The 11,745-nt window shown below is 71.7% G+C and carries 12 protein-coding genes; 9 read left to right on the top strand and 3 right to left on the bottom strand.

From position 1 onward, the window contains the following. Positions 1-20 precede the first annotated feature (20 nt). Both ACFYXK_RS32395 and ACFYXK_RS32400 read left to right on the top strand, forming a co-directional pair. Positions 21-593 (top strand): GNAT family N-acetyltransferase, encoded by a 573-nt coding sequence (locus ACFYXK_RS32395; protein WP_389414389.1) that lies wholly within the window; start codon positions 21-23, stop codon positions 591-593. Between the two features lie 10 nt (positions 594-603). Then, on the top strand, positions 604-1,467 hold the full coding sequence (locus ACFYXK_RS32400) for a pentapeptide repeat-containing protein (protein ID WP_389414390.1): 864 nt from the start codon (positions 604-606) through the stop codon (positions 1,465-1,467). A gap of 111 nt (positions 1,468-1,578) precedes the next feature. On the opposite strand, the gene ACFYXK_RS32405 is transcribed toward ACFYXK_RS32400, so the two are convergent. Then, the gene (locus tag ACFYXK_RS32405; protein ID WP_389414391.1) at positions 1,579-1,989 is read right to left on the bottom strand and encodes a hypothetical protein; all 411 of its coding nucleotides are present in this window, start codon (positions 1,987-1,989) and stop codon (positions 1,579-1,581) included. Beyond that, on the bottom strand, positions 1,986-2,723 hold the full coding sequence (locus ACFYXK_RS32410; protein ID WP_389414392.1) for a hypothetical protein: 738 nt from the start codon (positions 2,721-2,723) through the stop codon (positions 1,986-1,988). Before ACFYXK_RS32410 ends, ACFYXK_RS32405 begins: the two co-directional genes overlap by 4 nt. A gap of 404 nt (positions 2,724-3,127) precedes the next feature. Between ACFYXK_RS32410 and ACFYXK_RS32415 the strand changes: the two genes are divergently transcribed. From ACFYXK_RS32415 to ACFYXK_RS32440, 6 genes are all read left to right on the top strand, one after another. After that, the gene (locus tag ACFYXK_RS32415; RefSeq protein ID WP_008742356.1) at positions 3,128-3,436 is read left to right on the top strand and encodes a hypothetical protein; all 309 of its coding nucleotides are present in this window, start codon (positions 3,128-3,130) and stop codon (positions 3,434-3,436) included. A gap of 79 nt (positions 3,437-3,515) precedes the next feature. Next, complete coding sequence (locus tag ACFYXK_RS32420) at positions 3,516-4,355, top strand: hypothetical protein (protein WP_389414393.1); 840 nt, start codon at positions 3,516-3,518, stop codon at positions 4,353-4,355. After that, positions 4,345-5,664, top strand: coding sequence for a hypothetical protein (locus ACFYXK_RS32425; RefSeq protein WP_389414394.1), 1,320 nt, complete (start codon positions 4,345-4,347; stop codon positions 5,662-5,664). The genes ACFYXK_RS32420 and ACFYXK_RS32425 overlap by 11 nt, the downstream gene beginning before the upstream one ends. Beyond that, positions 5,661-7,223 (top strand): SCO6880 family protein, encoded by a 1,563-nt coding sequence (locus ACFYXK_RS32430; RefSeq protein WP_389414395.1) that lies wholly within the window; start codon positions 5,661-5,663, stop codon positions 7,221-7,223. Before ACFYXK_RS32425 ends, ACFYXK_RS32430 begins: the two co-directional genes overlap by 4 nt. A 19-nt stretch (positions 7,224-7,242) precedes the next feature. Further along, positions 7,243-8,661 carry an ATP-binding protein gene (locus ACFYXK_RS32435; RefSeq protein WP_383517225.1) on the top strand — a complete coding sequence of 473 codons (1,419 nt, stop codon included), beginning with the start codon at positions 7,243-7,245 and terminating at the stop codon, positions 8,659-8,661. Beyond that, on the top strand, positions 8,662-10,227 hold the full coding sequence (locus tag ACFYXK_RS32440; RefSeq protein ID WP_389414396.1) for a type VI secretion protein: 1,566 nt from the start codon (positions 8,662-8,664) through the stop codon (positions 10,225-10,227). Here ACFYXK_RS32440 and ACFYXK_RS32445 read toward each other — a convergent pair whose 3' ends face one another. Next, positions 10,228-10,779, bottom strand: a complete 552-nt coding sequence (locus tag ACFYXK_RS32445) for a GNAT family N-acetyltransferase (protein WP_389414397.1) — start codon at positions 10,777-10,779, stop codon at positions 10,228-10,230. Positions 10,780-10,834: 55 nt separating this feature from the next. On the opposite strand from ACFYXK_RS32445, the gene ACFYXK_RS32450 reads away from it, so the two are divergent. Continuing rightward, positions 10,835-11,656: a DUF3626 domain-containing protein gene (locus tag ACFYXK_RS32450; RefSeq protein ID WP_389414398.1), complete on the top strand. Its 822-nt coding sequence runs from the start codon at positions 10,835-10,837 to the stop codon at positions 11,654-11,656. Positions 11,657-11,745 lie beyond the last annotated feature (89 nt).

Consider the following 11,745-nt stretch of genomic DNA (forward strand, 5'->3'; position numbering starts at 1 on the left):
CGCACACGAATACTTGAGACATGAACACGACACCTTCTTCGCCCTCTCCCGAGCCCGAGCCCGAGCCCTCGCCGTCGCCGTCGACGTCGCCGTCGCCCTCCGCGACGCCCGCGCCCCTCTCCCTGCGCCCGTTCCGCCCCGCGGACGACGCCCCGGCCCTGCGCCGCTGGATCACCACCCGGGCCGAGCTCGTCACCTGGGCGGGCCCCTCCTTCACCTGGCCGCTGGACGACGCCCAGCTCACCGCCTACGCCGCCGAGCCGGACCGCCACACCTGGACCGCGGTCGCCCCCGACGGACGCCCCCTCGGCCACATCTCCGTACGCGGCACCCGCCTGGGCCGCGTACTGATCGCCCCCGAGGCCCGCGGCCGGGGCCTCGGCGAGACCCTCCTCACACTCGCCGTGGCCCGGGCCTTCGACGAGCTCGGCCTGCCCTCGCTCGACCTCGGCGTCTACACCCACAACACCGCGGCCGTACGCCTCTACGAGAAGCTCGGCTTCCGCACCGAGCAGGTACTGCAGGACGTGGAGGAGGTCGGCGGCGTCCGCTGGTCGGCCCTCCAGATGCGGCTGACCGCCCCCGACCGGTGACAATGGACGGGTGTCCGCCACTCCCGCCACTCCCGCCGTCCCCGCCCTCCCCGCCCTCCCCGCCCTCCCCGCCCTCCCCGTCCTGCAGGCAGACTGCTCGAACTGCTTCGCGCTGTGCTGCGTCGCCCTGCCCTTCGCCAAGTCCAACGACTTCGCGGTGAACAAGGCCGCCGGAACACCCTGCAAGAACCTCCAGCAGGACTTCCGCTGCGGCATCCACACCCGGCTGCGCGACAAGGGCTTCCAGGGCTGCACCGTCTTCGACTGCTTCGGCGCGGGCCAGCAGGTCTCCCAGGTCACCTTCGGCGGCCGGGACTGGCGTACGCACCCCGGCACGGCCGCCCGGATGTACGAGGTCTTCCCGGTGCTGCGGCAACTGCACGAGCTGCTCTTCTACGTCACCGGGGCGCTTGCCCTCCCGGCGGCCGCCCCGGTCCACGCGGACCTGCGCCGAGCGCTGACCGAGACCGCGCAGTGGACCGCCGCCGACGCGGACGCCCTCACCGCCCTGGACGTGGGCGCCCTCCGCCAGCGCATCAACACGCTCCTCCTGCGCGCCAGCGAGCTGGCCCGCGCCAAGGCCCCGGCCCGCAAGAAGAACCACCGCGGCGCCGACCTGATGGGCGCCCGCCTCGCGGGCGCGGACCTCCGCGGCGCCAACCTCCGCGGGGCCTACCTCATCGCCGCGAACCTCAGCGGCGCAGACCTCCGCCTCGCGGACCTGATCGGCGCGGACTTCCGCGACGCCGACCTGCGGGGGGCGGACCTCCGCGACGCCCTGTTCCTGACCCAGCCCCAGCTGGGCGCAGCCCGGGGCGACGCCGGAACCAAGATCCCCCCGACGCTGACCCGCCCCGCGCACTGGTCCGCGTAAACCCGCTCCGACAGCCCGGACCCACACCCCGGGCTCCCACACCCCGGGCTCCGACGGCGCGGGCTCCGACGGCCCGCCGGCCGACAGGCCCGCGCTCCGGCGGCCCGGGGCTCACCCGCCGATGACCCCCAGCCTGACCTCGACCCGCCCGCGCAGCAGCTGGTACTCCTCCCAGCGCCGCGGCAGCCGGCCCTGCGGCCGCGGCCCCATCAGCCGCCCCTCCGTCACCACCTGGCCCCGGCGGAACTGCTCCCGCGTCAGGTCCACCTGTATCCCGCCGGGGAGCACGTTCCACGTGTGGAACCCGTGCTGCTCCCCCTCCAGCCAGACCTCCCCGACCATCAGCCCGCCGCCCATCAGGTCCTGGACCACCAGCGACGTGATGTCGCAATGCCCCCAGGCGGGGTTGTCGGCCGTCCAGGGCGCCCGCTCCACGTCGTCGGGCGAGCAGGTCTCGGCCGACCAACCCGCCCGTATGGCCGCTTCGATGTCCGTCAGGGTCCAGGGAGTTCCAGTCGTCATCCCCCCACTCTGACGCGCGGCACCGACAACGCCGCCGGGGGCCTGATGATGGCCGTCCACCCCGACGGACAGGTGAGCGCGCCGGTCCCCGTGTACACGCACTGGTTCTCGAACACATCGCCCTGGACCGTCAGCACCTTGACGTACACCGTGTAGCCCACGGTGTTGACCGACACCCCGCACGCGTTGCGCGGATGCCCCGGGTTCAGCGCCGTGGTGAGGTCCCTCCAGGTGTACGACCCGACCGGCGCCGTCTCCCGCACGCCCAGGAACGTCCTGCCCCGGTGCAGGACGGCGCTGAACTCCAGGTCGCTCTCCCCCCGGGTCGTGTCGATGTCCTGGCAAGGCCCCGGCTGCCCGTGCGGCCCCGCCGGCCCGCGCTCGCCCTTCGGACCGCGGTCGCCCTTCGGCCCCTGGGGTCCCCGGTCACCCTTCGGCCCCTGCGGCCCCCGGTCGCCCTTGGGCCCGGCACACGGATTGGCGGGCACCGCCTTGCCGGCCTTCCTCGTCTTGGCGGCCTTGGCGGCTTTGGCAGCCTTCGGCGCAGGCGCCGGCAGCGTTCTCGCATCCGGCTCCGGACACCTGCTGCTGCCCCAGCCGGGCGCCACCGCCACAGCCGTCCCCCCAGCGGCAGCCGCCGCCGGAACCGAGGCACCCATGAGCGCGATCGCCAGCGGAACTGCGAACCCGCCGGCCAGCCACGCCCGCCGTCCGGCCTTCACCACGGAACCCATCCATCACTCCTTGCGTCGTCCTACCGAACGGCCCGGAGCATCTCCCGCAACCCGCCGAAAGGATGGAACGACTGACGGAATGTCGGACGAACGTCAGCGACTCGGCCCAACGACACGCCCGCACACTGCGCCGAACGGCGGCCACCCGAGCGGCCCCCCGCAAGCCGAGAGGGCAATCATTGCCCGGGGTCACCCCCCGTGATACACAGAGTGACCATACGTTCTTTCGCACACCCACCGCCCGTGCCCAGGTCAGAGCGCGCGAGCGGCCCAAGGGCCGGGAGATCGGGTAAAGAGAGCCGTCAAGTCGACGTACGACCGCGGTTTCATCAGCGAAGATAGTACGTGACCCCTGCCGTCGGGCACGGGCTACCGGAACTACCCATACAGGGGCGGTGAGTTACATGATCCTGGCAGCCGAAAAGGGCGACATCACCACCATCATCGGCGGAATCGCCCCGAACTGGGGGCCGTTCGGCAGTCTCGGCAACGAAGCGAAGGTCATGATCGAGGTGGTCATGGCCGTTGCGATCCTCCTCTGCCTCGGCATCGCCATCTGGGGCGCGGCCAAGCAGCGCATCGGCGCGACCGCCCTGCGCGACACGTTCAGCGCGGAACAGGGCAAGGGCCTGATCGTCGCCGGCCTCACCGGCGTCTTCATCATCGGCTCCCTCGGCACCCTCTTCACCATCGTCTACGGAATGGCCGTCTAGCCGGGCCGCCCACCGGCTGCCGGACCTGATGAGGACTCACCACACCACCGTCGTACGACGCAGAGGGGGCGGACACGGAATGAGCAACGAAGACCAGTACGGCGGTGGCGTCGGCAGCGGCTACGGCGAAGTCGGCGGCACGGGCCAGACCCGCACCCGCCTCCCCGACGCCCCCGCGGACCCGTACGGCACCCCCCGCCGCACCCCCCGAGCCTCCCGGGGCCTGGTCACGGTGGTCGGCGTGGTGGTCCTCCTGATCGCCGCGATCGCGTTCGCGAACCAGTCCGGCGACACCCCGACCACCCCCTCGGCGGACACCCCCCCTGCCCCCGCCTCCACCCAGGCCACAGGCACCCGCCCGGTGGACGGCAAGAACGGCGGAGTCCCCTCCGGGTTTGCACAGGACGAACAGGGCGCGCAGTCTGCCGCCTCGAACTACGCCGTCTCGCTGGGCTCTGACGGCATGTTCAACACGCAGCGCAGACACGCGATCGTGGACGCCGTCGCGGACGACAGCACACGGGCGAAGCTCCAGGCCGGGTTCGACGCAGACTACTCGGCCGGCCTGCTCTCCCAGATCGGTCTGACCAAGGACGGTCTCGCCCCTGCGGGCTACACCTTCGTCAACCGGACCGTTCCGGTAGGAGCCAAGGTCAAGAACTTCGCCAACGGGACCGCCTCGGTGGACGTGTGGTGCATCGGCCTGTTCGGACTCACCGGCGAGAAGTCCACCCGCCCCGTGACCAGCGGCTGGTTCACCCTCTCCCTCAACCTCAAGTGGAACGGATCCGACTGGAAGGTCGTCGAGACCGCCCAGAAGGACGGTCCCACCCCCGTCACCGGCGACAACCCGGTGTCCACCTCCGACGAAATCGGCAAGGCCGTCACCGAATTCGGAGGGTTCACCTATGCCCGCTAGCCGCAGGCTCTCGCTACTCAGCATCGGCGCCACCGCTGCAGCCGTGCAGACCTCTGTCATCCTCTTCGCCACCCGCGCGGCAGCCGCGCCCACACCCACGCCCACGCCGAGCGCGAGCAACGACCCCTGCGCCCTGATCGCGGGGCCGGCCCGGGAATACTGCGAGCGCGGCAGCGGAGCCGCCGGCGGAGCCCCCCGCACGGGCCTGGCGCCCAACGACCCCGCCGACGCCCTCAACCCCCTCGCCTCCCTGGCCAAGGGCTGCGCCGACGCCGCCGCCTGGATCGTCACCGAGCTCAGCAAAGCGATCAACGGCACGGCCAACGTCGACTTCACCAACGGCGCCTTCCTCAAGCAGTACGCCATCGTCTTCGCCGCCTCCACCATCCTCACGCTCGTCCTCTGGCTCTTCGCCGTCGCCAAGCGCGCCATCCGCGGCGTCCCCCTCACCACCGCCATCTCCGAAGCCGTCGGCTTCCTCTGGCTCACCGTCCTCGCCTCCGCCTTCACCCCCCTGATCCTCTACACCGTCGTCTCCGCAACCGACGGCGTCACAGAAGTCATCGCCTCGGCGAGCGGCGGCCAGACCGACGTCTTCTTCGGCTCCTTCATCGAAGCCCTCAAGAAGGGCGACTCCATCGGCGGCGGCCCGATCATGCTGATCGTCGTCTCCCTCGTCACCGTCCTCGCCGCCGGCGTCCTCTTCCTCGAGCTCTTCATCCGGGCCGCCCTGCTCTACGTCGGCGCCCTCCTCGGCGTCGTCGTCTACGCCGGGCTCGTCGACCGCAACCTCTGGGGCCACGTCCGCCGCTGGGCCGGCATCATGATCGCCGTCATCCTCGTGAAGCCGGTCATCGTCATCGTCCTCGGCCTCGCCGGAGCCCTCGCCGGCGAGAAGGGCCCCAACGCGTTCTCCGCCGTCGTCTCCGGCCTCGCCATCATCCTCCTGGCGATCTTCGCCTCCGCGATGATCTACCGCTTCGTCCCCGGCTTCGGCGACGAGATCGCCTCCGCCCGCGCGGGCCGCAGCAAGGCCACCGACGGCGCCCAGGCCGCCGCCGTCATAAGCTCCCCGGCCTCCCTCGTCTCCCAGGGCATCAAGACGCACAGCAGCCGCGGCGCCCACCGCGGAGGCGGCGACGGCGGCTCCGGCGCCCCCCGCCCCGCCAACCCCCTCTCCGGAGGCGTGGCCGCCCACAGCAGCCGCCCCACCTCCGGCGGCGGGTCCGGCGGCGGATCCGTCCCCTCCGCCGCACCCCCGCCCCGCACGAGCTCGAGTACGAGGAACACAGGAGGTGACGGGCGTTGACGACCCACTCACACCAGCTGCACCCGGTCACGCCCCGCCGCACGTATCTCATCGGCCGGGCCCGGCCGAACGCGATCGTCGGCAAGAACCGCGAGAGCGGCGAGATCGCCCTGATCATCGCCGGCGCGTTCCTCGGCATGATGAGCGGCCTGCTCGTCCCCGCCCTCACCCTGCGCATCGTCAGCCTCGCCGGCTTCCCCATGCTCGCGCTCGCCGCCGTGTACGTCCCGTACAAGGGCCGCACCTTCTACAAGTGGTTCGAGATCAACCGCAGCTACAAGCGCACCCTGCGCCGCGGTACGACCTACCGCTCCAGCGCCATGGAAGCCGGCGTCCGCGCCGCCGACGGCCGCGAGGTCGAGGTCGGCCCGCCCCCCGGCATCGGCCGGATCAACTGGCTCGCCGCCCCCTTCGGCCCCGACGAGATCGCCGTCCTCCTCCACGCCGACCGCAGAACCGTCACCGCCGCCATCGAGATCGAGGGCCCCGGCGTCGGCCTGCGCGACAGCGAGGACCAAGAAGCCCTCGTCGACCGCTTCGGCACCCTCCTCAAGCACGTGGCCAACGGCGACGGCTTCGTCACCCGCCTCCAGATGCTCGCCCGTACGCTCCCCGCCGACCCCGACGCCCACGCCAAGGACGTCGCCCAGCGCGGCGACACCAACGCCCCCGTCTGGCTGCGCGACTCGTACGACCAGCTCCAGTCGATGGTCTCCACCTCCTCCGAACAGCACCGCGCGTACCTCGTCGCCTGCATGCACTACACGCGCGAACTCGCCGCCGAGGCCCACACCATCGCCCGCGCCGGCACCCCCCACAAGGGCCGCAAGCTCGACCGCGACGCCGGCCTCGCCATCGTCATGGCCCGCGAGCTCACCGACATCTGCGCCCGCCTCGCCGAGGCCGACATCCGCGTCCGCCAGCCGCTGGGCCAGGGCCGCCTCGCCTCCCTCGTGCACTCCATGTACGACCCGGACCACCCCATCGACCACATCCAGGCCATGACCAAGCGCAACGCCTGGCCCGCCGAACTCGACGCGGTGGAACCCACCTACCTCCAGGCCAAGACCCGCGAATCCTCCACCCGCGCCCCCTGGTGCCACGCCACCGCCTGGGTGAAGGAGTGGCCCATGACACCGGTCGGCGTCAACTTCCTCGCGCCCCTCCTCGTCCACACCCCGGACGTGATCCGTACCGTCGCCGTCACCATGGATCTGGAGCCCACCGAGGTGGCCATCGAGCGCATGCTCACCGAGAAGACCAACGACGAGGCCGACGCCAGCCGCGCCGCCAAGATGAACCGGACCGTCGACCCCCGGGACATCGCCGCCCACGGCCGGCTCGACCAGAGGGGTGAAGATCTCGCCAGCGGTGCGGCAGGAGTCAACCTGGTCGGGTACATCACGGTGTCGTCGCGATCGCCGGAGGCCCTCGCCCGGGACAAGCGCACCATCCGCGCCTCCGCGGGCAAGTCGTACCTGAAGCTCGAATGGTGTGACCGCGAGCACCACCGCGCCTTCGTCAACACCCTGCCGTTCGCCACCGGCATCCGACGCTAGCTGGAGGGAAGTGCCGCCCATGCGAGATCCCATGTCCGCTCTGACGGACGCCTTCACCAGCTTCCTGTTCGGCAAGGTCGAGACCACGCGCCTGCCCGTACGCACCTCCACCGGGCAGGCGCAGGCCGTCTACCTGCCCACCGCCGCCCCCGGCCTCGGCGACTCCGGCGTCATCATCGGCCGCGAGGTCTACAGCGGCAAGGGCTACATCTACGACCCCTTCCAGCTGTACGGCCAGCAGCTCCCGGCCCCGCACTGGCTGGTCCTCGGCGAATCCGGCAACGGCAAGTCCGCCCTGGAAAAGACGTACGTCCTGCGCCAGCTCCGCTTCCGGGACCGCCAGGTCGTCGTCCTCGACGCCCAGGGCGAGGACGGCGTCGGCGAGTGGAACCTCATCGCCCAGCAGCTGGGGATAACCCCCATCCGCCTGGACCCCATCGCCGCCAACGACGACGGGATCCGCCTCAACCCCCTCGACCCGGCGATCACGACGACCGGCCAGCTCGCGCTGCTCCGGACCATCATCGAAGTCGCCATGGGCCACGGCCTCGACGAGCGCTCCGGCTTCGCGCTCAAGGTCGCGCACGCGTACGTCGTCGACACCATCCGCGACCGCCAGCCGGTCCTCATGGACATCGTGGAACAACTCCGCCACCCGGAGGCCGAGTCCGCGGAGGCCATGAACGTCGACATAGACGATGTCCGCGCCTGGGGCCTCGACGTCGCCCTCGTCATCGACCGCCTCGTCGACGGCGACCTCCGCGGCATGTTCGACGGCCCGACCACGGTGGGCATCGACCTGGACGCCCCCCTCATCGTCTTCGACCTCTCCCACATCGACCGCAACTCGATCGCCATGCCGATCCTGATGGCGATCGTCGGCGTCTGGCTGGAACACACCTGGATCCGCCCGGACCGCAAGAAGCGCATCTTCCTGGTGGAGGAGGCCTGGCACATCATCAACAGCCCCTTCGTGGCCCAGCTGTTCCAGCGCCTCCTGAAGTTCGGCCGCCGCCTGGGCCTGTCCTTCGTGGCCGTCGTCCACCACCTGTCCGACGTGGTCGACGGCGCCGCCGCCCGCGAGGCGGCAGCCATCCTGAAAATGGCGTCCACCCGCACCATCTACGCCCAGAAGGCGGACGAGGCCCGAGCGACGGGCCGGGTCCTGGGCCTGCCCCGATGGGCGGTGGAGATCATCCCGACCCTCACCCCGGGCATCGCGGTCTGGGACGTCAACGGCAACGTCCAGGTGGTCAAACACCTGATCACCGAGGCGGAACGCCCCCTCGTCTACACGGACCGCGCCATGACGGAATCCTCGGCCCAGCACCAGCTCCCCGACGACCTGCTGGCGGCCGAACTGGAGGCGGAGGAGAGAGCCCTCCTCATGGAACGCCACCGCAACGGCGGCCCGGGCTCGGCAACAACGGTGGCGTAAATGCACGACGAACGGAACGGCAAACCAGGCGGCATCCCGGACGCCCTCCTGATCGCCCTCCTCGCGTTCCTCCTGGGCCTGGCGACCCTGGTCTGGACGTCCACGGGCCTGGCCGCGCTCTTCTCGAAGGGCGCCTGGCCGTCCACGGTGACGTTCACCCGCACCGCGGGCGCGGTCCGCGCCCTGATAGCTCAACCGCACGACATCCCGGGAGCCTGGCCGGACACGCCCCCATCGGCCCTCTCCGGCTGGGGCCTGTTCTGGGGCCTCTTCATCAGCCAGCTCCTGATCCTGCTCGTCCTGACGATCTTCGTCATGGGCGTGATCGCCCGCACCAGATCCCGCGGCTCGAAACCGGGCCCGCCGCCCAACCCGGCCGATCCGCACCCGGCGGCAAATCCAGCCCCGGCGGCGTTCGAGGCGCGGGGGTCCGGGGGCAGCGCCCCCACCAGCGCCGGCCCCACGATCCCGGCACCGGCACCGGCACCGGTCCCGACCTCGACCGCTCCGCAGCACGCGCCCACGCTGCCGCACCACGCACCCACGCCGCCCATCCCGGGCCCGGTGCCCCATCCAGCCCCGCCGGCGTTCGAGGCGCGGGGCCACGGGGGCAGCGCCCCCGACAACAGCGGCGGCAACGGCAACACCCGCATGGCCTACGGCCACCCGGCCCAGCGCCACCCCCTGGCCCTCCAAGCCCTGGCGGCAGCCGAAGGCGCGGCCCTGGTCGTCACCTCCTCCCCGGCCCTGTGGGCGGAGACCAAGGACGCCCGCGCCAAACTCGGCCCGGTCCTCCTCTACGACCCCTCGCACCTCTGCGACACCCCGGCCCGCATGCACTGGAACCCCGCCGACGCCTGCGCGGACCGCGACACCGCCGCCGCCCGCGCCATCGCGCTCCTGGCCCCCGTACGCCCCCAGGCCCGCATGGACGCGGCCATCGCCGACACGGCGGAAACGCTCCTGCGCAGCTGGCTCCAGGCAGCCGACCTCGACGACCGCCCGTTCAAGCAGCTGCACCGCTGGGCCCAGGGCAACAGCGCCCAGGACCCGGTCCGCATCCTCCGTACGCACCCCCGGGCCGCCCCCGGCGCCGCCGGCGAACTCGAGAGCGCCCTCACCGCCCACCCCGAACGCCGCGAGCAGGCCCAGCACCTGACGGCCCGCGCCCTGTCCTGCCTCACGTCCATCCACATCCGCGAGGCCTGCAACCCGAACCGAACAGATGCACTGACCCTCGCATCGTTCGTGAGTGAAGGGGGCACCCTCTACATGGTGGGCGAGCCGCTCGAAGACCCCCGCACCCACCCGGGTGCGATGCCCTTGCTGACCGCACTCGCCGCGAGCGTGGTCGAGCACGGCCGCCGCATGGCCGCACGGTCATCCCACGGCCGGCTCGACCCACCACTCACACTGGTCCTCGAGGACGTCGCGGCCGTGGCCCCGATCCCCCAGCTCCCCGAGCTCCTCCAGGAAGCACCGCTCCCCCTGCTGGCGCTGTGCCGCAGCCGCGAACAGGCCCGCGCCCGCTGGCCCGAGGCAGCCTTCGAGGCCACCCACAGCTGACTACGGCCGCGCGATGACGTACTCGAGCTCCTTGGCCCCCTGATCCCCCGCCGCCGCCCCTGCCAGCGGCACGACCTGCCCGCTCGCCCGGAACCCGAACCGCCGGTAGAAGGCCCCGGCCCGCGGGTTGTCCTCGTGCACGAAGAGCCGTACGCGCTCCAGCGTCGGCCCCTCCAGCGACCAAGCCCAGTCCAGCGCAGTCGTGAACAAGGCGTCGGCGACCCCGGCGCCCCGGTGCTCCGTCCGTACGAACACGCCCACCACATGCCCCTGGGTCCGCTCGACGACCCGCTCGAAGAAGTCGGTGGTCCCGCTCTCCTCGACCAGGACGGTCAGCGAACCGACCCACTGCCCGTCCGGCGCCTCGGCCACGAACTGACGCGCGCTCCGCCCGTGCGATGCCCCCTCCGCCCGGTCCTGCCAGAACTCATCGGGCCTGGCCTCCGCTTGGTCCAGGGTCTCCAGGAAGGCCACCGGCGCTGCCGGATCCCGCAAAGCGGCGATCCGCAACTCCTTGACCTTCTCCCACTCATCACCCTGCACCGCACGCATCACATACTGATCCATAAGCGCGGATCCAATCACAGGACTGATGCACACTGCATCCATGAATCCACACGCCCGGGCTCTCCGCCACGTCACCGAGCTCTCGTCGGGCCCCCCGCTGGACCCGACCCTCGCGGTGACGCTCAACTTCCACCCCGACCGCATCTTCGGCGACCGCCCGATCCTCACCGCGCTGGCCGAGGACGGCGTCTACCGCTCGCAGTTCGTCACGGGCACCAGCAACGGCGGCCTCACCGCCCATGCAGGGGGCGCCCGTTGGCACTGGGAGAGCCGCATCTTCGGAGGCGCCTACGACGAGGCGCCGGCCGAAGCCCGCCCCGTCTACGGGGCCTTGAACTTCCGCCGCCGCCCGGTCGGTGCCGCACCCCGCTTCGGCTCCGCGCACTTCCGCCTCACCGCGGAGGCCTTGCCCCGGACCACGTTCTGCTACCCCGACAGCTACCTCGAGCCCGAGTCCTTCGGCGTCGCCGACCGCATGTCCCTGTTCGCCCTCGCGGAGGCCGACGAGCAGGACGCACTGGACGACTACATCGAGGCCCAGATCCACGCCCCGGTCCGGCTCGACCGCGACGTCGCCGCGCTCGTACTGGACCCCAGCCATCGGGACACCGAGGTCGAGGCGGCGGCGGAGAAGCTCCCCTGCGCGATCGAATGGCACGCCGGCTTCCACCTCACCGTCGACGAACTCCGCCGGCACCCCGACTACCGGGGCCAGGCGTACGTCGACCTCGGCTCGGCGATCGCCGTGGCGGGCCGGCTGACCCCCCGCATCCTCGGCGAGGCGGCCCGCACCGGCCGGTACGACGAACAGGCCCTGAAACGGGTCTGGCACTACCTGGCCCGTTTCGGCCAATGCCCGTAAACGCAGAAAAGCCCTGTACCGGATACCCGGTACAGGGCTTTTCTACAATGATTGTTCGGCGGCGTCCTACTCTCCCACAGGGTCCCCCC

Origin of the sequence: Streptomyces sp. NPDC002209 (genome assembly GCF_042890265.1) — a bacterium.
Lineage (GTDB): Bacteria > Actinomycetota > Actinomycetes > Streptomycetales > Streptomycetaceae > Streptomyces.